The 23,980-nt window shown below is 39.3% G+C and carries 18 protein-coding genes, 3 tRNA genes, 1 other RNA gene and 1 pseudogene; 12 read left to right on the top strand and 11 right to left on the bottom strand.

Annotated elements, in window-relative coordinates; genetic code table 11:
* Positions 1–39 precede the first annotated feature (39 nt).
* On the bottom strand, positions 40–354 hold the full coding sequence (locus tag HC725_RS10615) for a cysteine-rich CWC family protein (protein WP_190331792.1): 315 nt from the start codon (positions 352–354) through the stop codon (positions 40–42).
* Positions 355–529: 175 nt separating this feature from the next.
* Here HC725_RS10615 and HC725_RS10610 point away from each other — a divergent pair, with 175 nt between their 5' ends.
* Positions 530–1,468, top strand: a complete 939-nt coding sequence (locus tag HC725_RS10610) for a glutathione S-transferase family protein (RefSeq protein ID WP_190331791.1) — start codon at positions 530–532, stop codon at positions 1,466–1,468.
* Positions 1,469–1,561: 93 nt separating this feature from the next.
* On the opposite strand, the gene HC725_RS10605 is transcribed toward HC725_RS10610, so the two are convergent.
* Positions 1,562–2,887 carry an anaerobic C4-dicarboxylate transporter gene (locus HC725_RS10605; protein ID WP_190331790.1) on the bottom strand — a complete coding sequence of 442 codons (1,326 nt, stop codon included), beginning with the start codon at positions 2,885–2,887 and terminating at the stop codon, positions 1,562–1,564.
* Positions 2,888–3,404: 517 nt separating this feature from the next.
* Between HC725_RS10605 and HC725_RS10600 the strand changes: the two are divergent.
* Positions 3,405–4,694: pseudogene (locus tag HC725_RS10600) on the top strand (NRAMP family divalent metal transporter).
* A 101-nt stretch (positions 4,695–4,795) separates the two neighbouring features.
* Here HC725_RS10600 and HC725_RS10595 read toward each other — a convergent pair.
* The 5 genes from HC725_RS10595 to HC725_RS10575 form a co-directional block, all read right to left on the bottom strand.
* Positions 4,796–6,178 carry an 8-oxoguanine deaminase gene (locus HC725_RS10595; RefSeq protein ID WP_190331789.1) on the bottom strand — a complete coding sequence of 461 codons (1,383 nt, stop codon included), beginning with the start codon at positions 6,176–6,178 and terminating at the stop codon, positions 4,796–4,798.
* A gap of 159 nt (positions 6,179–6,337) precedes the next feature.
* The gene (locus HC725_RS10590; protein ID WP_190331788.1) at positions 6,338–7,885 is read right to left on the bottom strand and encodes a nucleobase:cation symporter-2 family protein; all 1,548 of its coding nucleotides are present in this window, start codon (positions 7,883–7,885) and stop codon (positions 6,338–6,340) included.
* Positions 7,886–8,352: 467 nt separating this feature from the next.
* Positions 8,353–8,437 (bottom strand) — tRNA-Tyr (locus tag HC725_RS10585).
* Between the two features lie 103 nt (positions 8,438–8,540).
* A tRNA-Tyr gene (locus HC725_RS10580) sits at positions 8,541–8,625 on the bottom strand.
* Positions 8,626–8,739: 114 nt separating this feature from the next.
* A tRNA-Tyr gene (locus HC725_RS10575) sits at positions 8,740–8,824 on the bottom strand.
* Between the two features lie 269 nt (positions 8,825–9,093).
* Here HC725_RS10575 and HC725_RS10570 point away from each other — a divergent pair.
* The gene (locus HC725_RS10570; protein ID WP_190331787.1) at positions 9,094–10,191 is read left to right on the top strand and encodes an efflux RND transporter periplasmic adaptor subunit; all 1,098 of its coding nucleotides are present in this window, start codon (positions 9,094–9,096) and stop codon (positions 10,189–10,191) included.
* The gene (locus tag HC725_RS10565) at positions 10,191–13,304 is read left to right on the top strand and encodes a multidrug efflux RND transporter permease subunit (RefSeq protein WP_190331786.1); all 3,114 of its coding nucleotides are present in this window, start codon (positions 10,191–10,193) and stop codon (positions 13,302–13,304) included. Before HC725_RS10570 ends, HC725_RS10565 begins: the two co-directional genes overlap by 1 nt.
* An 85-nt stretch (positions 13,305–13,389) precedes the next feature.
* Here the strand turns inward: HC725_RS10565 and HC725_RS10560 are convergent, their stop codons facing one another.
* On the bottom strand, positions 13,390–14,448 hold the full coding sequence (locus tag HC725_RS10560; protein WP_190331785.1) for a PLP-dependent cysteine synthase family protein: 1,059 nt from the start codon (positions 14,446–14,448) through the stop codon (positions 13,390–13,392).
* A gap of 149 nt (positions 14,449–14,597) precedes the next feature.
* Here HC725_RS10560 and HC725_RS10555 point away from each other — a divergent pair, with 149 nt between their 5' ends.
* Positions 14,598–15,068 (top strand): Lrp/AsnC family transcriptional regulator, encoded by a 471-nt coding sequence (locus tag HC725_RS10555; RefSeq protein ID WP_446751362.1) that lies wholly within the window; start codon positions 14,598–14,600, stop codon positions 15,066–15,068.
* A gap of 79 nt (positions 15,069–15,147) precedes the next feature.
* Here HC725_RS10555 and tesB read toward each other — a convergent pair whose 3' ends face one another.
* The gene (gene tesB, locus HC725_RS10550) at positions 15,148–16,014 is read right to left on the bottom strand and encodes an acyl-CoA thioesterase II (protein ID WP_190331783.1); all 867 of its coding nucleotides are present in this window, start codon (positions 16,012–16,014) and stop codon (positions 15,148–15,150) included.
* Positions 16,015–16,111: 97 nt separating this feature from the next.
* On the opposite strand from tesB, the gene HC725_RS10545 reads away from it, so the two are divergent.
* Entirely contained in the window at positions 16,112–16,576 is a 465-nt protein-coding gene (locus HC725_RS10545; protein WP_190331782.1) for a YbaY family lipoprotein, read from the top strand.
* 19 nt (positions 16,577–16,595) lie between these two features.
* On the opposite strand, the gene HC725_RS10540 is transcribed toward HC725_RS10545, so the two are convergent.
* Positions 16,596–16,898: an MGMT family protein gene (locus HC725_RS10540; protein WP_190331781.1), complete on the bottom strand. Its 303-nt coding sequence runs from the start codon at positions 16,896–16,898 to the stop codon at positions 16,596–16,598.
* 106 nt (positions 16,899–17,004) lie between these two features.
* Here HC725_RS10540 and HC725_RS10535 point away from each other — a divergent pair, with 106 nt between their 5' ends.
* The 5 genes from HC725_RS10535 to HC725_RS10515 all read left to right on the top strand — a co-directional run bounded on the left by HC725_RS10535 (position 17,005) and on the right by HC725_RS10515 (position 22,895).
* A complete protein-coding gene (locus HC725_RS10535) occupies positions 17,005–19,017 on the top strand; it encodes a diguanylate cyclase domain-containing protein (RefSeq protein WP_190331780.1) in 2,013 nt (670 codons plus the stop codon).
* 137 nt (positions 19,018–19,154) lie between these two features.
* Positions 19,155–19,251, top strand: an RNA gene (ffs, locus tag HC725_RS10530) — signal recognition particle sRNA small type.
* A gap of 122 nt (positions 19,252–19,373) precedes the next feature.
* Positions 19,374–19,997, top strand: a complete 624-nt coding sequence (locus HC725_RS10525) for a TnsA endonuclease N-terminal domain-containing protein (RefSeq protein ID WP_190331779.1) — start codon at positions 19,374–19,376, stop codon at positions 19,995–19,997.
* A gap of 1 nt (position 19,998) precedes the next feature.
* Positions 19,999–21,912, top strand: coding sequence for an integrase catalytic domain-containing protein (locus HC725_RS10520; protein WP_017026487.1), 1,914 nt, complete (start codon positions 19,999–20,001; stop codon positions 21,910–21,912).
* Positions 21,909–22,895, top strand: a complete 987-nt coding sequence (locus HC725_RS10515; protein ID WP_017026488.1) for a TniB family NTP-binding protein — start codon at positions 21,909–21,911, stop codon at positions 22,893–22,895. Before HC725_RS10520 ends, HC725_RS10515 begins: the two co-directional genes overlap by 4 nt.
* 3 nt (positions 22,896–22,898) lie before the next feature.
* Here the strand turns inward: HC725_RS10515 and HC725_RS10510 are convergent, their stop codons facing one another.
* Positions 22,899–23,207 carry a helix-turn-helix domain-containing protein gene (locus HC725_RS10510; protein ID WP_190331778.1) on the bottom strand — a complete coding sequence of 103 codons (309 nt, stop codon included), beginning with the start codon at positions 23,205–23,207 and terminating at the stop codon, positions 22,899–22,901.
* Between the two features lie 101 nt (positions 23,208–23,308).
* Between HC725_RS10510 and HC725_RS10505 the strand changes: the two genes are divergently transcribed.
* Entirely contained in the window at positions 23,309–23,833 is a 525-nt protein-coding gene (locus HC725_RS10505; RefSeq protein ID WP_017026490.1) for a hypothetical protein, read from the top strand.
* Positions 23,834–23,980 lie beyond the last annotated feature (147 nt).

The raw sequence follows: 23,980 nt of genomic DNA, 5'->3' as shown, positions 1-23,980 counted from the left end.
GCGGCACTATTTTGTAGTGCCGCTTTTTTAGGTTTATTATTAGGGCGCTACAGAAACAAACCCTTTATTACCCAAGCATTTACGACATAAACAATGTTCATGTTGGCTATCAAGTTCTTTTCTTTCAACACTAAAACACCAGCAAGTTTCATTTCCAGCCGAGATATCACAATGGGTTTGTGCATTACACTCAGGGCAATCATGAGTCGCATTTTTACGACTGAGTTTGTCCATAATAATCTCACGCTCAGTATCGTTCATTTTGCTCCAATTTAGAATTTCGCTCATGGTTCGGTGGCAACCAGAGCAGATCCCATCGTTATTTTTACAGGCGGCAATACAAGGAGATTTCATTGAAGGTTATATAGGTTAACTAGAATAGGGCGAACTCTAGCACGGCAATAATAATGAGTCACTCCTTCAAATCTTTCGAACAAAACCATCAGCTTGCTCCGGTGTGATGGATTGTTAGGGTGTCTATACTTAACTTAATCAATAAATGAATACGTTAAGAAAAAGAAGGTGAGACATGGGTAAGTTAGTTGAAGGTGTTTGGCATGATGTATGGTACGACACTAAATCCAATGGCGGTAAGTTTGTGCGCGAAGATGCAGGATTCCGTAATTGGATTGAAACCAAACCCGATGCACCATTCCAACCTGAATCAGGTCGCTATCATTTATATGTTTCTCTCGCTTGCCCATGGGCACATCGCACCTTGATTATGCGAGAACTTAAAGGTTTAACTGAGCATATTGATGTCACGGTTGTCAGCCCTGACATGCTTGAGAATGGCTGGGAGTTTAGTGAACCAGAACCATTGTTTGGGTTTACTAAAATGCACCAACTTTATACCAAGTCAAAAGAGGGATATTCAGGCCGAGTCACGGTGCCAACGCTTTGGGATAAGAAAACCAACACCATTGTGAATAATGAATCATCTGAAATTTTACGAATCTTTAATAGCGCATTTAATGAATTAACGGGTAATTTTGACGATTATTATCCGGCGACATTACAGGCGGAAATTGATCAATGGAATGATTTTATTTATCCAAACATAAATAACGGCGTATATAAAACAGGCTTTGCTACTACGCAATCAGCTTATGAAGAAGCTTTTGATAGTTTGTTCGCAGCACTAGATAAAATCGATGAACATTTAGCAGTCAGTCGCTACCTTGTGGGCGATAAAATAACAGAAGCAGATTGGCGTTTGTTCACCACCTTGATTCGCTTTGATGCGGTATATGTGGGTCACTTTAAGTGTAATCTAAAGCGCATTACAGATTATTCAAATATTCAAGGTTATATGAAAGAGCTGTATCAGATTGGTAATGTGGCAGACACCGTGAGTTTTGAGCATATTAAGCGCCATTACTATTTTAGCCATAAAGGGATTAACCCAACTCAAGTTGTACCCAAAGGACCAGATTTGGATCTAACCACACCACATGAGCGTGGTTAAATAAAGAAATCAATGAAATAAGATCTAATAATGAAGCGACCCCCAATAGTTAAATAATCAATATTGGGGGTTGTTGCTATTTTAGAGGTCTATTTAGCTTAATATTGTCGTTGAAATAAAGTAACCAATACAAGTTGCCGTTGATACACCAATAATACCCGGAATGAAGAAGCTGTGATTTAGAACATACTTCCCAATTGAGGTTGTGCCAGAGCGGTCAAAGGTAATGGCAGCAAGATCTGATGGGTAAAATGGGAAGAAGAAATAAGCGTAACAAGCGGGGATAACGCCCACTAATACTTCCGGTGGAATACCTAAAGAAAACCCGAGTGGGAACATGATAGTCAGTACCGCCGCTTGGCTTTTAAGGAATACTGATGTTGCAAACATTGCCAGTGCAAATGTCCAAGGGTGAACGCTGACAATGTCACTGACCATTTCAATTAAGTAGGGCTTGTGATGTTCAATAATAGTGTCACTCATCCAAGCGATACCAAAAATAATGATGACCGCCGTCATACCTGCGGTGAAGACATTACTTTTAACGATCTCTTTGGGATCAACTTTAGTAAATAGCAGAATGACCGCGCCAACAGCCAGCATTAAGAACTGGATTGCCACAGACATACCCACGCCTTTTGGTAGTAAGTTCAAGTCTTTACCAAACATGGCAACGAATACAACAATTGCGATACCGCATAAAAAGACAGTCAGGCCTGTTTTCGCCTTTTTGCTGTTGGCAATACTGTTTTCGCCTTCTGCAGACTCATCGATTAATGCTTCTTTAAACGCTGGATTCTTGCAACGTTCAATGTAAGCTTCATCTTTATCCAGATCTTTACCGCGGAATAAACTCCAAGTACAACCCGCCATTAAGCCGCAAAATGTTGCCGGAATGGTCACGAGTAATACGTGAATAAGTGAGATATCAAGGTCATTTTTAGCTGCGGTTGCCATAACAACCGCCGCAGCTGCTGCGATAGGGCTAGCTGTGATCCCCATTTGAGATGCTACTGACGCCATTGCCATTGGACGCTCAGGACGGATGCCTTTTTTGATCGAGACATCGTAGATAACAGGTAAAAGTGGGTAAACACTGTGGCCAGTACCAACAAGGATAGTTAAAAGATAAGTGCAAAAAGGGCCAAGGAATACGATTTGATTTGGATGTTTTCTTAATAATTTTTCCGCAAATTTAACTAAGAGCTTTAGACCGCCAGTGGCTTCTAAAGTCGCAGATGCAGCAACCACCGCCAGAATAATCAGCATAACGCTTATCGGTGGTGTTCCTGGTGCTATTCCAAATACGAAAGCTAGCACAGTAACGCCAAGGCCACCGAGCAAACCAAACGCGATACCTCCGAAACGAATACCGGTAAATATAACGGCAAGTAATAAAAGCATATGTATGTAAAACATGTGTCACCACCTCTGGCATACCCATTTGTGAGTAGATAATTATATTGATAGTGAAATTATCACTTTGAATGAGGTGGTTATTTGATCTAAGCCATAATAGAAGGCGTTATTATTGGTAGTGGCTTAAAATGTACGAACTATGTTTCAAAAACAATGCTTAGATCTCCTTGTTGCGAGTTTGTTATTATTTTTTATATTGAATTTAATCATAAATTCCAGTCAGCTAAACTGTTTGGGTAGCTCAACTGAAATGTATCACTGATTTATACGAGGATTTAAGGTTAAACGACTTTTCATTTCTGTTGAGGCTTGTATCAATAGGTAAAAGGCAGCAGAATAATCTATAGAAAGGAAGTGATAAGTTACCTTGCACTAGGTTTCACTCTATCTGTTTATATCCTTCAATTTGTTTGGGTATAAGTGGCAGGACGGCCACGTAATACATCGTTATCATTTTCTTCCTAATAACTTAAAGCAGAAAAATCTGCGAAATAAAAATAATATTAGGAATGTATCTATGCAAAATACCAACACAATAATGGCTGATGAGCAGCCCCGTAAAGCTATCTCCTTATTGAAAGCACTGGGTCCCGGAGTGATGATGGCATCGGCTGCGGTGGGCGGTTCACATTTAGTGTCATCAACCCAAGCGGGCGCTATTTATGGTTGGCAACTAGCGGCATTAATTCTTCTGGTTAACCTATTTAAATACCCATTTTTTAGAGCCGGCGTTCAATACACTATGGGAACAAATCAAAGTTTGGTGCAAGGTTATCACCAAATGGGCGTGGGTTATCTTTGGTTATTTAACGTTCTAAATTTTATTTCAGCTTTCGTAAATGTGGCTGCATTATTAATGTTTAGTGCCAGCCTGTTAGGGTACTTTTTACCATTCAGCTTATCGATTCCTGTCCTTTCTGTTGCGATTCTTGCTGCTTGCTTAGTCATTCTTTTTGCCGGTCATTTTGCAGCGCTTAGTGGGTTATCTAAAGTCATTATGCTGGTGTTAGTGGTGACAACGGTACTTGCCGTAGCGATTGCTGCTGGGAAAGGGGCGGTTGCACCAACTGATTTTCAAAGTCCGTCTCCTTGGACCCTGGCTTCATTTGGCTTTATCGTGATCATGATGGGGTGGATGCCAGCACCGATTGAAATATCTTGCTTTAATTCATTGTGGCTAAAAGCACAGGCGAAAGAGCAAGAAGTCACGGTTAAGTCGGCATTGTTAGATTTTAATGTTGGGTATATTGGAACGGCGGTTTTAGCTATCGTATTTCTAGCTCTTGGCGCTTTAGTGTTAAATGGTAGCGGTGCTGAATTGCAAAAATCAGGTATTGGTTTTGCTCATTAATTAGTGGGAATGTATACCGAATCAATTGGTGAATGGTCTCGTTACTTGATTGCTATTATTGCGTTCTTTTGTATATTTGGCAGTACGATTACGTGTGTTGATGGCTACTCACGTGTACTAACCGAAAGTACGTTATTGCTAAAAGGTAAGTCTGAATTACAAATAGAAAAAGAAACGAAAAGTTATTTATCGGTTTGGATGGTGATAGTCAGTGTATTGGCATTAGCAGTGGTTTTATTCTTTACTTCATCTTTGATGTCGATGATGCACTTCGCGATGATTTTAGCGTTTATGACGACACCTATTTTTGCAGTGTTGAACTACTTACTTGTTACTCGTACTGACTTGCCGAAAGAGCTTAAATTGCATGGTAAAATGAAAGCGCTGGCTTGGGTTGGATTTGTTTACTTGTTCGGATTTTTAGCCGTATTTATCTGGTGGCAGTGGATTATGTAGTCGTGGAGTAAGTAAGAACGCCTACGTCTTTAAAAGGAAGGCCGATCATTTGATCGGCCTTTTTGTTTGGATGGAATCTGAATTATAAGATGAATAAGGCGTTAACGTAACGCCAGTGCTTTTTCAGCTAAGCGTTTGGCTGCTGCTCGATGGCGGATTAATAAGCCTTCCAAATCCAAACCAATAACATGACCATCATGCACACGCCATTGCCCGTTAATCATTACTCGATCGGCTTGTTGCGCGCCACACATGATGAGTGCGGCTAATGGATCGTGCGAGCCAGAAAAACGAATGTCGCTTAAAGTGAACATGGATAAATCAGCTTGCTTGCCAACGTCGAGTGTACCAATGTCTGAGCGGCCCATTGCGGCGGCTGAGCCTTTAGTTGCCCAACGTAGCGCATCGGTATGACTAACATTTGCGGAGCCATAACGCAGGCGTTGTAGGTACATTGCCATACGAACCTCGCCAATCATATTGGATCCATCGTTGGACGCCGAGCCATCAACGCCTAAACCCACTTTTACACCAGCGGCTTCTAGCTCATTATTACGACAAATGCCGGAAGCCAGCATCATATTCGAAGTTGGACAATGGCTGATGCCAACACCCGCTGTACCTAAACGTTTTATTTCTTCATCGTTGAAATGAATACCGTGTGCTAGCCACGTTTTATCATTTAACCAACCGACACTTTCCAAGTAATCAACAGGACGATGACCAAAACGCTGTAGGCAAAAATCTTCTTCATCAATGGTTTCGCATAGATGAGTATGCATCATGACATCTTCTTGGTGCGCAATGCGGGACGTTTCTTTCATTAAATCAGTGGTCACGGAGAAAGGGGAGCATGGTGCGAGTGCGATTTGGGTCATCGCGCCTTCTTCACGTTGGTGATAAGTGTTAATTAATCGTAGGCTATCATCAACAATGGTTTGCTCGCTTTGAATAGTATGACGAGGTGGTAAGCCGCCGTCATCTTCGCCTAAACTCATTGAACCTCGAGTTAAAATAGCGCGAATGCCAAGCCTTTTAGCCGTTTCCACTTGAATATCAATCGCATTCTCTAAACCAACAGGAATAAGATAATGATGATCGGAGGCCGTTGTACAGCCCGACATCATCATTTCGACTAATGCCACTTCGGTTGATAGCGCGTGCATCTCTTCATCCAGTCCAGCCCAAACTGGATATAAGGTTTTGAGCCAGTTAAATAGCTCTTTGTTTAAAGCATCTGGGTAAGCTCGAGTCAGGGTTTGGTAGAAGTGGTGGTGGGCATTTATCAGTCCTGGCGTGACAACGTGACTTTTTGCGTCAACAACATGATCAATCCGATGGAGAGGTTGGCAATTAAGTGCCACTAATTCAAGAATCGTGTTGCCTTGGACGACAATACCGCCACGAGCATCAAGCTCCGTGCCGGTATAAATAGCGAGTGGGTTTTTTATCCATGTAGTTTGATTATTTGCATTGAATGACATTCATATTAATCCTTAGCCTACGCATCCATTTCAGGGGAGTAGGTCTTTCTCTTTTTAACGTAAGTTCAAGCCATTCGATATAAAGGTGAAAGGCTCTTTGGTGAAAAAGCCAAGAAGATTTATTGCTAACATCACAATAAAATCATCTTGGCTCCAGTTTTACTTCATGGCCGTATTTGGCATTAAATTAGATTGACCATGGTTCGTTTTTTTTTCAGATTGGCCTTGGTCTGAATGTTTATCCCCTTTAGCATCAGCTTCTTGTTGCATCATCACGTCATGAGCTTCAATGCGCATCATTTCTATTGTGGCAATCGCTTTTGAAATACTAGCTTTAGAGTCTAAGATTTTAGTTGCAGCGGAATGATTATCTTCATCACGCGTCATTTCAGCAATTTCTTGTTTTTTGACTGCACGTTCTTCTTTATGATCTTGAGGAAGGAGCTGATGAAGTAGAACAGCAATAATGGTTCCTGTTGTGATACCTGAATGGAAAAACTCGCCAAGCAGATGAGGTAAATGCTGAATAAGGCGAGGCTCGATTGTAACTGCCAAGCCTGCTGCTAAACTCACACAAATAATTAGTGCATTACGGCGAGTATCTGCCGCTTTAATTAACATGCGAATACCCGCATAAGCAATCATGCCAAACATAATAAAGCCTACGCCGCCTAATACAGGTTTAGGAATGGTTACCGCAAGAGCAGCCAGTTTTGGGAACATACCACCAATAATCAATAGTCCACCAGTGGCGGCAACGACATAACGGCTTGCAACACCAGTAATACCGACAATACCGACATTTTGGCTGAAAGAGGCGAGTGGCATTGCGGTTAATAGCGCTCCAATTGTACTGGTGATCCCATCACCTAATACACCACGTTTTAATTCTTTACCCGTTAAATCTTTTTGGCAGTTTGCCGCTAATGCCATGAAATCACCCGTGGCTTCAGCAACAACAATAATATAAACCAAGCTAATGCTTAAAATTGGTCCCCAAGAGAAAGTCATACCATATTTAAATGGATCAGGTCCTGCTGTCCAAGCTGCATTGCTAACAAGATTTAGATCGACCATTCCCATGCTTAATGCGACTAAATAACCGCCGAGTAAACCGATGACAATGGCAGAAGCGGCAATGACGCCTTTACAATAGACAGAGACTAAAATCACGATACCAAGTGAAACGATGGCAAGAAAAAGTTTTGGTAGAGTGGCAAAATCAGTGCTGCCTGGAGGCGCATCTCCAACCCAGTTCATTGCAACAGGAAGTATGGTTAATCCAATCAGAGTAATGACGACACCACTCACGACATCCGGAAACAGTTTTTTTATTTTTTCCATAAAAAAGCTGGCTATGATGACGAGGAAAGAACCCGCAAACGCTGCTCCCATAATTCCGCTCATGCCATCGGTTTTACCTATGGTGATTAACACACCAAGAAAGGCAAAGCTGGATCCCATAACGACGGGTAATCGAATGCCGATAGCTCCGAAGCCAACACATTGAATTATGGTTCCGATACCGGATGCAAGTAAAGCGGCATTGATCAGGTCGGCAATTTCAACCGATGGAAGGTTAATTGAGGACCCAACAATAAGAGGAACGGCTACGATCCCGCCAATAGAGGCGAGCATATGTTGTAGCGCGAGTAATAATGTGGTGGCCATCGGTGGTCTTTGATTCAGTGTATATAAAAGCTTCATGACATATCCTTAATTGTCTATTCCACTGTCAGTGACGCTGTGCTTCTTTTAAGAGCAATATTCTTGCGTCATCTAGTTGTAATATTTATTGTCCATCTATGTATAGAAGTTGTTTAACATTTTTACAACAATATTGAATACAATTTGTTTTGTAAATTGATGGCGTTAATTTCTGCAAGCTAGATCTACATCTCAATGTTTATGCCAATATTATTTTGAATTAAATGAATCATTACACGAGAGTTTAATGACGTTAACCTGTTGTATTTAATTGATAATTATACATGTGGGTGAATATGGTGATGGGAAGTGGTAAAAACACGAACATATAAGTATTGTATGCAATTAATTGTTATATTGTATTTTTGTTGGTGTTTTTTATATTTAATAATGTGAGCTGTGGCAGATTTAAAACGAAAAAAACCAGCTTAGATAAGCTGGTTTTTTTAACTTGATATAAGAAATAATGGTGGAGGGGGACGGATTCGAACCATCGAAGGCGGAGCCGGCAGATTTACAGTCTGCTCCCTTTGGCCACTCGGGAACCCCTCCACAAATTGTGTTTGTTCATCTTAAATATAAATGGCTTTACTTTATATCTAGAACACTTGTTCGTTATTAAATATTTCATGCTTAATAATGAGCAAGGGAATAATGGTGGAGGGGGACGGATTCGAACCATCGAAGGCGGAGCCGGCAGATTTACAGTCTGCTCCCTTTGGCCACTCGGGAACCCCTCCACAAATTGTGTTTGTTCATCTTAAATATAAATGGCTTTGCTTTATATCTAGAACGCTTATCCGTTGTATTTTTAATAGTGAGTACTAAAAATTAATTAACCAATAAGTAAATAATGGTGGAGGGGGACGGATTCGAACCATCGAAGGCGGAGCCGGCAGATTTACAGTCTGCTCCCTTTGGCCACTCGGGAACCCCTCCACAAGTGCGGGGCAGATAATAGCAAACTCTTAAATGCTGTAAAGGAATTTTTTTAAATAATTGATTGAATGCTGAGTTTTCGAACAACCCAAGCAATGATTGGTATTTTATTAAACAACTTGGTTAAAAACTCACGGCTTGATGAGTACTTGAGTGAGAAAATAATTCCATATTAAATGTGTATTAAAGCCAAGTAATTTACATTGATTTACGCTCAAAAGAAATTCTGCTGATAGAATAATGGGTAAGCTATTAAATGGAATTTGGATATGAAGTGCAGCATCATTCGTTCAGTCAACCTAATCGTTTTAATTTCTACATTATCGACTGGTGCTGTTTATGCATCAGAAGCAGCTAATAAGCCTTCTATTCCTGTGATGGATGTTGGTGCTGAAGTTGTTCAGGCGCATGATGTGAATCAATCTCTTACTTTAGTGGCAAAGTTAGAGGCGCAACAATCCGTTAAGATTAAACCCGAAGTTGCCGGAAAGGTGACTCGAATAAATGTCGGTTCGAATCAAGTCGTAAAATCTGGTCAGCGATTAGTTGAAATAGACAAAACGAAAGCACAAGCCGCGTTAAATGAAGCAAAAGCCTATTTAAACGATGAACGCCGTAAAGAACGTGAATACGCCAAGCTAGTCAGTAAGAATGCGATAACTTTAACAGAGTTGGATGCCCAGCAAGCCAGTGTTGATATTGCCAAAGCTCGGTTAGATGCTGCAACGGCAGAGCTTTCTTATATGCAGATTCAAGCACCATTTGCGGGAACGATTGGTTTTATTGATTTTAGTAAAGGCAAAATGGTTACCGTAGGTGAAGAGCTATTTACATTAGATAACTTATCTAACATGCGCTTAGATCTACAAGTACCAGAAAAATACTTATCTCAAATCGCATTGGGCATGGAAGTTAACACCACAAGCCGAGCATGGGTGGGTAAATCCTTTCCCGGAAAAGTGACGCATATTAACACTCGGGTAAATAGTTCGACATTAAGCGTGCCAGTACGTATTAATATTCCTAACATTGATAATCAATTAAAACCCGGAATGTTGATGTCTGCTACCGTAAATTTTCCTACCATTCATAAACCAATTATTCCTGTTCAAGCGATGGAATACTCTGGCACAAAACGTTTTGTTTATATTATCAATACCGATACCAAGAGTGATGTTACACGAGTGACTCGTACTCAAATTACGCTTGGTGATCGAATTGAAGATAAAATTGTCGTAGATTCTGGTCTGAAAGTAGGGCAAACAGTAGTGACCAAAGGTGTTGTCAATATGCGAGATGGCATTGCGGTAAAAGTGGTTGAACAAACCGAAATGGTGAAACCAGATGCACTGCAAGGATCTATATAATGTGGTTATCTGATATCTCGGTTAAGCGTCCAACGGTCGCCATCGTATTAAGCTTATTACTCTGCGTTTTTGGTTATGTGTCATTTACTAAACTCGCTGTGCGTGAAATGCCGGATATTTCCAATCCAGTGGTATCAATTTCAACCAGCTATAGTGGCGCGTCGGCAAGCATAATGGAAAGCCAAGTCACGACAGTCTTAGAAGATCAACTTTCTGGTATCAGCGGTATTGACGATATTACCTCGGTTTCTCGCAATGGTAGCTCACGCATTAAGATCACTTTTGATCTGGGTTACGACTTAACATCCGGGATCAGTGATGTTCGAGATGCGATTGCTCGTGCTCAACGAGGGCTACCCGATGATGCTGACGATCCTATTGTCTCTAAAGATAACGGTTCGGGTGACGCGGCAATTAATATCAATTTAACATCCACCAAAATGGATCGGATCCAATTAACGGATTATATCAACCGAGTATTACTGGATCGCTTTAGCCTTATTTCTGGGGTGAGTTCCATTGATATTACTGGTGGGCTAGACAAAGTCATGTATGTGAAGCTGGATCCAACTGCAATGGCTGGATTGGGTATTACAACCTCTGATATTTCAGATGCACTTAACCGCGAAAACGTCGAAAACCCAAGTGGTGAAGTGCGTAATGATACAACATCGATGACGGTTCGTACGACACGAAATTATTTGACGACTGAAGATTTTAATTATTTAACCATTCGAAAAAGTACAGATGGTTATCCTATTTACCTTAAAGATGTCGCGCATGTGTACTTAGGTGCAAAGAATGAAAGTTCAATGTACAAAAGTAACGGGGAAGTTGGCGTGAGTATGGGGATCATTACTCAAACTGATGCTAACCCACTAGATGTTGCCAAAGCGGTTCGAATTGAAGTGGGAAACATTCAAAAATTCTTACCTAAAGGCACTCATCTTGCAATCGATTATGATGCGACTATTTTTATTGAACGTTCAATAGGCGAAGTGTACAGCACCATATTTGTTACCGCAGGTTTGGTTATTCTGGTGTTATATATTTTCTTAGGTCAATTACGAGCAACATTGATCCCTGCCGTGACGGTTCCTGTTTCACTTATCTCAGCTTTTATGGCTGCTTACTATTTTGGCTTTTCAATAAATCTAATCACGTTATTAGCGTTGATATTAGCGATTGGCTTAGTGGTCGATGATGCCATCGTAGTGGTCGAAAATATATTCCATCATCTTGAAAAAGGCGAACCGCCATTATTAGCCGCGTACAAAGGCACTCGTGAAGTAGGATTTGCCGTCATGGCGACCACGTTGGTGTTGGTCATGGTTTTTCTGCCTATCTCTTTTATGGATGGAATGGTTGGGTTGTTGTTTACCGAGTTTTCGGTGCTGCTTTCGATGGCTGTTCTATTTTCATCACTTATAGCATTAACGTTAACCCCTGTATTAGGCAGTAAGTTGCTGCGTGCGAATGTGAAACAAAATCGTTTTAATCTTTATATTGAAAGGGGTTTTGAAAGAATTGAAGTGACTTATCGACAAGCATTAAGTAAAGCAATACGTTGCCGTTGGGTCGCACCACTAGCCATTCTACTTTGCATTGCAGGCAGTGCATTTTTGATGACCCTAGTACCATCTCAGCTTGCACCCCAAGAAGATAAAGGGGTGATATTTGCTTTTGTCAAAGGTGCAGACGCGACAAGCTTCAATCGCATGAGCTTGAATATGAATGAAGTGGAAAAGCGTTTGCAGCCGATGGTTGGGCAAGGTGTGGTTAAATCATTTAGTGTTGCTGCGCCAGCATTTGGTGGTCGTGCTGGGGATGAAACTGGCTTTGCTACCATTGTTTTGGAAGATTGGAATAAACGGGATGTCACCGCGCAGCAAGCATTAGGCATGGTTGGTAAAGCGTTATCTGGTATTACTGACGTGCGTGTTCGACCTATGATGCCCGGTTTTCGCGGTGGTTCGGATAATCCGGTTCAATTTGTGTTAAGTGGTTCTGATTATCCTGAACTCTTTAAGTGGGCGGAAACGCTGCAACATCAAGGTGAGAACGATGGCGTGATCACTGGCGGTGATCTTGATTATTCGGAAAAAACGCCAGAGTTGGTGGTCAGTGTGGATAAACAGCGTGCTGCCGATTTAGGTGTTAGTGTCAGTGAGATTGCCGATACACTGGAAGTCATGCTGGGTGGTAGTACGGAAACGACCTACCTTGAGCGCGGTGAAGAATATGATGTGTATTTGAGAGGCGATGAAAATAGCTTTAACAATGCTAATGACTTGAGCAAAATTTATTTGCGTACCGACAGTGGTGCATTAATCACACTAGATACGGTTACCAAGATAGAGGAAATTGCTTCGGCGAATCGCTTGTCTCATAGCAATAAGAAAAAGTCGGTTACTTTAAGTGCGAACTTAGGCTCAGGACATACTTTAGGGCAAGCGTTGGATTACCTTGATCAACAGGCCATTGATAAGCTGCCTGCCGATATTTCGGTTTCTTATTCTGGTGAGTCAAAAGACTTTAAAGAGAATCAGTCCAGTATTTTTATTATTTTTGCTTTAGCTATGCTCGTAGCCTATTTAGTATTGGCCGCTCAATTTGAAAGTTTCATTAACCCTTTAGTCGTGATGTTCACAGTTCCTATGGGTGTTTTTGGTGGGTTCTTAGGTTTGTATTTTATGCATCAAGGGCTGAATATTTATAGTCAAATTGGCATGATTATGTTGATTGGCATGGTAACGAAAAATGGTATTTTGATTGTTGAATTCGCCAATCAATTACGCGATAGAGGGATTGAATTTGAGAAAGCGATCATTGATGCTTCAGCTCGTCGTTTACGTCCTATCCTTATGACGGCCTTTACAACTATTGCTGGATCGCTCCCATTAGTTTTTTCAACAGGTGCTGGCTATGAAAGCCGAATTGCGGTTGGGACGGTTGTTTTATTTGGAATGAGTTTTGCGACGATTGTTACTTTATTTGTGATCCCTCAGATGTATCGCATTATTTCGGTCAAAACTCATTCACCGGGTCATATTGAAGCGTTACTTGAACAAGAAATGGATAAAGATATTAAAACACGACCTGGGCATGGTTGACTTGTAACATCAAGCAACACAAAGCATTAAGAATAAAAACCTGGCGTAAATTCAACATCAGGTTTTTATATCACTACTAGGTTGTTTATAATTGAGTTATATTTTTAAGCTCGATCAAATAAGGTTCGATGCTTTCTTTTATGTTGCTTTGAATCCAATCAGGATTGTAGTGGCACTCTAAATAGCGATCGCCACTGTCACAAATTAACGTCACAAGAGATCCGGTTTCACCTTTGTCTTTCATTTCGCTAGCGATATTAAGTACGCCATATAGATTCGTTCCTGTCGATGGGCCTACTTTGCGGCCTAAAATTGCTTCAAGCCAATGTATGGTGGCAATACTTGCAGCATCTGGAATGGTGCGCATCTCATCAATTACACCTGGAATAAAGCTGGGCTCTACGCGAGGGCGACCAATACCTTCTATTTTACTCCCGCAATCTAGTGTTAGGCTTGTATCACCAGTTTTGAAATAATCGTGGAACACCGAGTTTTCAGGGTCAACTACACAAAGCTTAGTCGCGTGTTTTTTATATCGAATGAAGCGACCAATGGTAGCAGACGTACCGCCTGTGCCTGGGCTCATAACGATCCAAGTTGGGATCGGGTGAGGCTCTAAACTCATCTGCTCAAAAATACTATCGGCAATATTGTTGTTACCTCGCCAATCCGTTGCCCGTTCAGCATAGGTAAATTGATCCATATAATGCCCATTCAGCTCTTTGGCTAAACGTCGTGATTCGGCATAAATTTGATCTGAGCGTTCTACCAAATGTGCTTGACCACCATAAAATTCAATTTGTTCAATTTTTTTCTTAGCCGTAGTTTTGGGCATAACCGCTACGAAAGGTAATCCTAATAATCGAGAAAAATACGCTTCAGAAACGGCAGTGCTGCCAGATGAGGATTCAATAATGGTTGTTTTAGGGCCTATCCATCCGTTTGATAACGCGAATAAAAATAGAGATCGTGCCAATCTGTGTTTTAACGATCCGGTTGGGTGTGTACTTTCATCTTTTAAATAGATATCAATTCCGGAAAGGTGTGGTATATCAAGCTTGATAAGATGAGTATCCGCAGAACGTTGGATGTCTGCTTCAATTTTAGTGATGGCTTGATTTATCCATTCTCTGTTTACGCACATAATTGGCTCCATGATAGGCGGTGATCTTTATTGTTATTGCTTCAATTTGATTGTGTAGATAATTTACCCTGTATTTAGGAGAAATGATTTGCATTATTTAAGATAATTTCGCATAAATAGAGAAAATTATTCTCCACATGGGGCCGGATGTGAAACATATAGTACTAGATAGAGTGGATAAAGCATTATTAACCTTATTACAGCAAGATTCTGAACAGTCACTGCAATCATTAGCCGATGCCGTGAATTTAACTACGACACCTTGTTGGAAACGGATCAAACGTTTGGAAGAGCAAGGGATTATTGTTAAAAAAGTTGCATTATTAGATCCAGAATTATTAGGGTTGTCATTTATTGCTTTTGTGATGGTAAAAACCAACGATCATTCTAACGAGTGGTATCAGAAGTTTGTTAAGACGACTTGTGAATTTCCTGAGGTAATGGAGTTTTATCGTATGGCGGGAGAATATGACTATATGATGAAAGTATTGGTATCGGATATGAAGCAGTTTGATGGATTTTACAAAAAATTAGTGAACAGCATGGAAGGGATCTCTAATGTCACATCGACTTTTGCTATGGAGCCATTGAAGTACACGACAGCGCTCGCACTTGGTTAAAATAACAATTGATCAAGCCTGAAGTAGGGTGGGCTTGATCAATAACTATGTCAATTGCGATACTAAATCAATATACGGGCTACTGGCTAGTAAAGCGCATTACACCTTCTTGTACGGCGGTTGCGATTAAGTGACCTTGCTGATTGTATATTTCACCTTTTACCAGCCCACGCGTATTACTGCTGGTTGGACTTTCGATGACATATAACAGCCATTCATCCATTTTAAAAGGGCGGTGGAACCACATTGAATGGTCAATGGTGGCGACTTGAAATTTTGGTGTTAATAGCGACACCGAATGAGGAAATAGAGCGGTCACTAAAAAGCCCCAGTCAGATGCATAACTGAGTAAATATTGATGAATCATAGGATCGTCTGGTAACTCACCATTCGCCTTTATCCATAAATATTGTTTCGCTGGTAGCTCACTTGGCTGAAGAGGATTATTTAAAATGACAGGGCGGACTTCGATCGGTTTTTCTGAGCCGAAAGTACGTTGAATATGCTCAGGCATACCTTTTAAAAGATCTTTTGCCAACTCGGTTTCGCTTAATAAACCTTCTGGGCCTTTTACTTCAGGCATGGTGACTTGTTGGTGCTCGAATCCATCGGTAATGGCTTGATAAGATGCGGTGAGATAAAAAATAGGGCGTCCATGCTGAATTGCTTTAACGCGACGAGTTGAAAAACTGCGACCATCACGCAGTGTTTCAACATCATAAATAATAGGTTGTTTGATGTCTCCAGGGTGCAAAAAATAACTATGGAAAGAATGAACGCCTCTATCGCTATCAACAGTATTGGCCGCTGCTGATAAAGCTTGTCCAATTACTTGCCCCCCATACACTTGGGGTAAGCCTAAATTTTCACATTCTCCACGAAATAGTCCAACTTCTAATCGTTCTAGTTGGTGAAGGTTTAATAATTCTTGTAATTGTTTGCTCATCAGTCCACCGTATTGTATTGTCAAATTATTAGCTTGAGTTCCTCTAAATTACAATAGTAACGGAAGCTTAGCCACTAAAAACAAGATAAGGATTAAAATGAAAAAGCCATTATTGTTAGTTTCGTCAATAATATTTGCATCATGGTTGTCTGGTTGCAGCGCGACTGTAGATACGAATAAAACTGATACTACTGCCATGTCAGCTCAGCAAGTTGAAAAGCCAGTGATGTTAGATACCGTAGTAGGGACGATTGCCTATCGGGAGCGTATTGCATTACCGAGTACGGCTGTAATAACGGTTACGCTAGAGGATGTTTCTCGTGCTGATGCAAAATCAGAAATTATTGCGACAGAATCCACATTAACGGATGGGAAGCAAGTGCCGTTCAATTTTAAATTAGACTTTAATAAAGATAATATTAAGCCTAATCATACCTATGTAGTTCGCGCTAAAATCGCATTGGATGGTAAATTACGTTTCACCACAGATACAGCTTACCGTGTGATCACCGATCCGAATAAAACGAAAACAGTTCACCTAGCACTTATTGGTGTGAAGTGATTTGAGTCTTGGCAACTAACTAATTTGGTTGCCATTGATATTGCCTTAACTTAACTTTCCCTTCTAAGCTTACCTCAATACCATCATCAATTAATTTTGCTCTTTGTCTTTCTAAATCTTGTCCTTTGAGTGAAATCTTACCTTGGCTATTGAGTACTCGATACCAAGGTAATGTGCTCCCATCCGGAAGGTTTGAAAGTAGTTTTCCAACGTGGCGAGCATAACCAGGAAAGCCTGCCATTTTAGCAACTTGACCGTAACTGGTAACAGAGCCTTTAGGTATTTGATGCAGAACAAAAAATACTTGCTGTTCAAAAGACATATTTAACCTTTGTTTAGTTAAGGGAAAGATTCGTTGGTTTATCTGGTTATACCAGATATTATAAGAGCGGTTTCGATTTTTATAGCAGATTTTTTTGAGGTTCACTGTGTTTAGATATATCTATCTGTGCTATTTCTTTTTTAGCTTACAAAGCACCAGTGTTTCAGCAAACTCTTATCCACCTCAACCTAGTTCTTCGTTTAAAACGCAAGCCTCGTCTTATAAAGTAGCAATCAGACCGAATGACATTGTGACTCAAGTTTTGTTTGATGAAATGGCTAAAAAATTTGATTTCAAAGTTAACTATATAAAATATGATACATATTCCGATGCTATCCATGCTTTGGAAACAAACAAGGTGGATTTTTCTACCAATATTACCTACTCCCCCGAACGTGCTAAAACGTTAGATGTTTCTAGCCCGACTAATATTGAATATACTTATTTTTATAGCGCTAATCGGGCAAGTAAATATATTGGCATTGAAGATATTAAACGTGTTGCTGTCGCAAAAGATATAATATTTAAATCAAACATAAAAGAGTTATATCCTAATATTGAAACGATAGAGTTTAATAATACTGACCAAGCTAAAAAAATGATCTCAAGCGGAGATGTGGATGGTGTCATCGATACTATTACAAGTTTGAAAACATTTATAAACGCTGGATTTAGTGCCACTATTTTGAACGATAAATTCCCTATAAAGCCAGTTGGTCTAGCAACTCAAAAGGGACGAAATAGCGAATTAATGAAAAAAATGGTCAATTATATTCATTCCGCAAAAATGCAAAGAACTTTACGCACAGCAATAGAAAATTATCAATTTCAAATACGTCAACAAGCCCTTCGGTTAAGTATGTTAGCTTCAGGGATTGATCCGGCTATTCCATTAAAAATAAAATTAGAGGATCTTCTTCAATTCTCTGCATACGATAAAAATGGAAAACCCCACGGTATTTTTGCTGATATGCTTAAACAAGCTTGTCATATATTAATGTTAAAGTGTGAAATAGTGAGCAAGGCCGATGACTCTTGGTCTGAAATGTATGCGGATCTAGTCAATAAAAAAATTGATATTCTAGGTCCTGTGACCATATCTCCTGAGCGTAATAAAGATATGTATTTCAGCCCTCGTTATTTCTCAACAAAAGCCATAATGGTGAAACGTTCTGGCTACCGTGATGCAACCTATAAAAATGTATCAGAAATGATTATTGAGAGAATTAGCGTGATCAAAGGGGACTATTATGATCAGCTTTTAACCAAAATGTTACCCCAGAAAGGATTGGTTAAACTGAATTCTCGGGAAGAACAGATACAATCTTTATTAGATGGTAAAACGGATTATGCTGTTCTTAATCAGTTAAATTACAACAAAATGATTCAAGATAATGATTCATTATTACCGATTGTCGAAGATAAACTGATAGGAAATTTTCATCAGTCATCATTAGGTTTTGGGTTTGCGAAAACCGAACAAGGACAAGTACTGGCAGATTTATTTACATCGGCGATTAATTTAATAGATACAGCCTCGATCATCAATAAATATGATAGCCAGATAGATTGGCGAGAGATTATAAAAAAAGAAAAACGTCTGACTCAAATCATTATATGGATTTTAATTCTTAGTTCTTTATTGATGGCAAGTGTGATTTGGTATGTATATCGACAATCAATAATAGATAACCTAACCAAACTTAAAAACCGCAGAGCCCTATATCAAAAATACTCCAGAGGCATTCCTACTACAAAAACAGTTGTTTATCTTGATATCAATAATTTTAAAATCATAAATGATACTTATGGTCATCAAATGGGGGATGAAGTCCTCAAGTTACTTGCTAGACAAATATCAACCTATTGGTTAGGCCAATCTTTTCGCTTAGGTGGTGATGAATTTGTTCTTATTGGTTCTGCAAAAGGTAAGCAGTTAGAATTACTTCTGGCACCAATTCGTTCTTTTCATTTTATTGATGATGGACATAACCTCATGATTAATACCTCCGCTGGGATTTCACTGGATCGTGAAAAAACAATAAAAGTAGATGATGTATTAAACGCTGCTGATATCGAAATGTATAAGACCAAGAAACATAGATTAGCAGAAAGATAGTAATTGCTGAAAAGTTGTCCAAACGAATGGCTCTTAGGCTTTTTGGGCTTGCATTGAAGTTGTTGATACTACATAATCCTCGAACTCCTAAGGCATCAATACTATTTGTGTCTTACAGAGAATAGAATCAATGGAGGCCCTGGTCCTCCCGCAATACTAGTTCGTGAACTTGGTCAGAGCCGGAAGGCAGCAGCCACAGCGAATGACGTGTGTGCCGGGATGTGGCTGGGGCTTCCACCTATCTTGTCGCTGAAAGCATAACCTATCCTAATGAAAGCATAACTTGTCCTTTTAAAATCCATAAACTGTCCTACACTTACTTTGGTTGTTTTATTACAACATAAAGAGGGGATGTTATGTACGTTCGTAATCTTCGTAAACCATCTGCAAATAAAAATGTTTATAAATTTGTTAGTGCCAAAAATGGCTGCACAATTATGTGTGAAAGTAGCCTTGAGTATGATTGCTGTTACCATCTAGAATATTCAGATGATGTGGTTAGCTTTGAATCCCAACCTCATGGTTACAAATATTTTTATCTAGGCAAATGCCATTTTTATACACCAGACTTTTTAGTTCATAAAAAGGATGGAACATTTTATTTCATTGAAGTTAAACCATTATCTAAAACCTTCTCTTCAGAATTTAAATATATGTTCTATAAAAAACAAATTACGGCTAATGAATTAGGAGCTTCTCTATTACTTGTGACAGATAGGCAAATTCGAAATGAAATTCATCTTAATAATTTAAAGCTCGTACACCGTTATAGTGGCTTTATTGAAAACACTATTCATTTGGAAAATATTTGGTCAGCTATAAGCCAATCGACATCAATTCAAATTGGTTCTTTATCCAGAACTCTCAATTTGGGTATTGGAGAAGTACTTGCATTAGTTCTACGCCTTATTGGCTTAGGTAGGGCTAAGACTGATCTAGATGTTTTACTTGGTGAAAAGTCTTTAATTTCGGTGAATTAGAATGGTTATGCCTTTTGATGATGAGTTTGAATCCATAACAGATGATATTCAGGCAGAATATAACTGCTCATCAGAGGCAAAGTTAGCTCGAAAACAATACTTACCACTTGATTTGACAGCAGTTTATGAACGAGATCTTTCATCATTTTCTGATGAACAAAAAAGCAAGGCATTAGAACGATACAAACTTATTTCAGTAGTAGCTAAAGAAATAACTGGAGGTTGGACGCCTAAAAATATCGACCCCTTAATTGATAAATATAGTGCGCAATTTTCTATCAACAGGCCAAGTTATAAGACGGTAATTCGTTGGTATAAATCGTTTTGCGAGAGTGATGGAAACATTGTAAGTTTGGTTGAACACCATTACAAAAAAGGAAATAGAACTAAACGTATTATTGACGACGAAGCGTTTTTTGTTGAGGCAACAGAACGTTTTCTTGATGCCAAAAGACCCAGCTATTCACAAGCATATCAGTTTTACATGGATAGGATTGAAATTGAAAACAGCAATATTATCTCAGGTAAAATCTCAATAGTAAGTTATCAGGCTTTTAAAGAAAGGTTGAAAAAGCTTCCTCCCTATGAAGTAGCACTAAAGAGATTTGGTCAAAATTATGCGAATAAGCTTTTCAACTACTATCAGTCTTCTGTTCTTACCACAAGAATATTGGAACGCGTAGAGATAGACCATACGCCACTAGATTTAATTCTTCTGGATGATGATTTACTCATTCCTTTAGGGCGAGCTTATTTGACGTTGCTCGTCGATGTGTTTAGTGGATGTATTATTGGCTTTCACCTTGGTTTTAATCCCCCTAGCTATATATCTGTTGCTAAAGCGACCATCCATTCAATTAAAAGTAAAGAGTATGTTCACGATTTGAATATTGGACTTACTAATGACTGGTTATGCCACGGAAAAATGGAAACACTGGTTGTCGATAATGGTGCTGAGTTTTGGTCCAAAAGCTTAGACCAAGCGTGTATGGAGGCAGGAGTAAATGTTGAGTATTGTAAAGTTGGTCAGCCTTGGGAAAAACCTAGAGTAGAAAGGAAATTTTTAGAAGTTATTCAAGGTATTGTTGGATGGGTACCGGGAAAAACGTTTTCAAATATCTTAGAAAAAGATAGATATGATCCTCAGAAAGATGCAGTTATGCGATTTAGTGTTTTTGTTGAAGAGTTACATCGCTGGATTATTGATGTTCATAATGCTTCCCCCAATTCTAGGTTTACAAAGATTCCGAATTACCATTGGAAAAAGAGTGAAGAAACTCTGCCTCCTGTGGCTCTAAGTGATCGAGATGAAAAGCAGTTTCGAATTATTATGGGGGTTCTCCATAAAGGTGTTGTTACAACTAAAGGTATAAAATATAAGCATTTAATGTATGACAATGTGGCATTGGAACAATATCGAAAACAGTATCCACAAACAAAAGAGTCTAGAAAGAAAACGATAAAAATAGACCCCGATAACCTGTCTAGTATATTCGTTTATCTAGAGGAAATCGGTGGATACATTGAAATCCCCTGCAACTATGATCCTTTGGGATACACAAAGAATTTATCTCTGAGCGAGCATGTACGTATTATCAAAATACATCGTGAGTTTATAAAAGGCCAAGTGGATGCTTTATCATTAGCCAAAGCACGACAAGCACTTCATGAACGTATTAAATCAGAGCAAGAGCACCTTTCTTTAATATCTGTTGAGGGTAGAGCGAAAAAAGCCAAACATGGTAAGAAAATGGCGGCTCTTGCAGGATTATCCAACGAACAGCCAAAGTCTATACAGAATGCATTAGAAAGCAAGAAGATGCCTTTAGATGACAATCTTGATGAGCATACACCGGTGGATAATCTAAAATCGCTCTGGAATAAACGTAAAGCGATAAAAAGGTCGAAAAGATGAACCTAATATCGCAACAGCAAGTTTCTATAGATGAGTTAATAACTCAATATCATGATTCATTCGTTATTTATCCAGATGTAAAGAATATATTCGATGGGTTAGATTGGATTGTCCGCCGTGGTCAATTTGGTAATTTTACACCGTCAATGCTAATCACTGGTGGGACTGGAGCGGGTAAAACATCACTCATTAATTATTATGTAAAACATCATTTTAATGATAATGAAGTGTTGGTCACTCGCGTTAGGCCGAGCTTCATTGAAACACTTATTTGGGCTATCGATAAGTTAGGTATCCCTTATAACACTCGATCAAAGCGTTCAGAAATTGGCTTACAGGATTATTTCATCAGTAGTCTTAAAAAATCCAATCTTAAGCTACTGCTTATAGAAGAAGCCCAAGAACTGTTCGAGTGCGCATCTCCCAAAGAAAGACAAAAAATTCGTGACCGACTCAAAATGATCAGTGACGAATGCCGGTTACCTATCGTCTTTATTGGTATTCCTACTGCCAAACTTATTTTGGAAGATTCACAGTGGGATAGACGAATTATGGTTAAAAGAGAATTGCCATATATTAGAATAACATCGGAATCGTCATTAGATGTATACATTGATTTACTTGAAGAGCTCGAAAAGAAGCTTCCAATTCCGGTATACCCAGAACTTTCGGATATGGATATCGCAATGAGATTATTGTCTGCGACCAAAGGAATGCTTGGAGCCATCAAGGAGTTAGTGGGTTATGCATTAGAGTTAGCGTTACTGGCGAGTAAAGTTACCATTACCAATGACGAGTTCATCTTGGCATTCGAAACAATCAATGGACCATCGATACCTAATCCATTTACTACAGAAATAGATAAATTATTGGTACCGCAGATTATTGAGTACGAAGGATTTATCATTGAACCTGAAAGTGGAGAAATTAAATTTACTAAGCAGATATTTCAAGACGTTCCATTAGCGGCATTACTGGGTTAACGCTTACTCAGGCGCAACCAATATTTCTAGCAACTCTTGTTTCTCTTTTTCACCTAGCTTATCAACCGCACACACCAATTTCGCACTAATCTCATCTTCACAAAAGAAATAGTGTAGAGGCACGTTCAATTCTTCAGCCATACGACGCAATGTACTGATGTCAGGAATATGACGTCCTTTTTCATAGTGATTCATTCGACCACTTGCCGAGCTTTGTTCCATACCTATTCCCACCCCTAGTTCTTTTTGGGTGATCTTGGCTTTTTTACGGGCTTCTTTGAGCCTCGCTGGGATTGGGTTGTCTTTTTGCACTTAGGCATCTTTTTTTGTCCTATCGATAACTTAGATTGTCTAAGTTTTACTTAATTTTGTATACTTAGCAATCCTAAGTTTTTATGTGGGGTTATTAGCCCGTGTTAGAAAAAAAGAAAGAAAAAGAATTGGTCCGTAACTTTCTGAAAGAAAATGAGTTAGTGAAATTTTCTGTTCGGGAGTTGACGGATTTGTTCTGTAAGGCTGGATATTCTTTTGATAGTCGAGAAAGAACTTACCAATATGTCTATCGGGGATTGTGCCGCTTGGAATCTGAAGGTTGGTTGATTTCTGAAGGTGAAAAAAGAACTAAAAGATATTCAGTGGTTCATAAAAAAGACTCTGAAAAGAAAGCTGTTAATAATATCGTTGATGTCAGATGTGATGATGTTAGTAAATGGCGAGATGATTTGACAAAAGAAAGGTCTCAAGCGCAAGCAGAGTTATCGATTCTTTTAGGCGAAATAGATGAATATGTCTTTTTAATGCAGAAATATCAGTCATTGTTTGAGCAGATACAACCTCTTCTCGTTTTTGCAAGAGAAGGATCTGCAAAATTATTAGGCAAAATAAATGCTTTATCTAATGTGTTATCAAAGAGCAATAACGGTTCAAAACTATGTTAAGACAGTGGCAGTCTGAATGTGCCGATAAAGCGATCACATTTTATATGTCACCACCAGTGCAAAAATGATCCACTAACACCAATTGAAAATTGATCCACTTGGTATCATTCAGTTTTAACAAAACTGGATGGTGATTATGTTAACCAA

The sequence above is a fragment of the Vibrio sp. S17_S38 genome (genome assembly GCF_014694375.1).
Taxonomy (GTDB): Bacteria; Pseudomonadota; Gammaproteobacteria; order Enterobacterales; family Vibrionaceae; genus Vibrio.
This window is presented reverse-complemented; position numbering and strand designations above follow the sequence as displayed.

Bases quoted from the DNA above. Each gene is read 5' to 3' on its own strand.
- HC725_RS10515 (WP_017026488.1), top strand. From the start codon at position 21,909: ATGAACCTAATATCGCAACAGCAAGTTTCTATAGATGAGTTAATAACT.
- HC725_RS10595 (WP_190331789.1), bottom strand. From the start codon at position 6,178: ATGTCATTCAATGCAAATAATCAAACTACATGGATAAAAAACCCACTC.
- HC725_RS10520 (WP_017026487.1), top strand. From the start codon at position 19,999: ATGGTTATGCCTTTTGATGATGAGTTTGAATCCATAACAGATGATATT.
- HC725_RS10615 (WP_190331792.1), bottom strand. From the start codon at position 354: ATGAAATCTCCTTGTATTGCCGCCTGTAAAAATAACGATGGGATCTGC.
- HC725_RS10545 (WP_190331782.1), top strand. From the start codon at position 16,112: ATGAAAAAGCCATTATTGTTAGTTTCGTCAATAATATTTGCATCATGG.
- HC725_RS10540 (WP_190331781.1), bottom strand. From the start codon at position 16,898: ATGTCTTTTGAACAGCAAGTATTTTTTGTTCTGCATCAAATACCTAAA.
- HC725_RS10590 (WP_190331788.1), bottom strand. From the start codon at position 7,885: ATGAAGCTTTTATATACACTGAATCAAAGACCACCGATGGCCACCACA.
- HC725_RS10560 (WP_190331785.1), bottom strand. From the start codon at position 14,448: ATGTGCGTAAACAGAGAATGGATAAATCAAGCCATCACTAAAATTGAA.
- HC725_RS10610 (WP_190331791.1), top strand. From the start codon at position 530: ATGGGTAAGTTAGTTGAAGGTGTTTGGCATGATGTATGGTACGACACT.
- HC725_RS10525 (WP_190331779.1), top strand. From the start codon at position 19,374: ATGTACGTTCGTAATCTTCGTAAACCATCTGCAAATAAAAATGTTTAT.
- HC725_RS10570 (WP_190331787.1), top strand. From the start codon at position 9,094: ATGAAGTGCAGCATCATTCGTTCAGTCAACCTAATCGTTTTAATTTCT.
- HC725_RS10565 (WP_190331786.1), top strand. From the start codon at position 10,191: ATGTGGTTATCTGATATCTCGGTTAAGCGTCCAACGGTCGCCATCGTA.
- HC725_RS10605 (WP_190331790.1), bottom strand. From the start codon at position 2,887: ATGTTTTACATACATATGCTTTTATTACTTGCCGTTATATTTACCGGT.
- tesB (WP_190331783.1), bottom strand. From the start codon at position 16,014: ATGAGCAAACAATTACAAGAATTATTAAACCTTCACCAACTAGAACGA.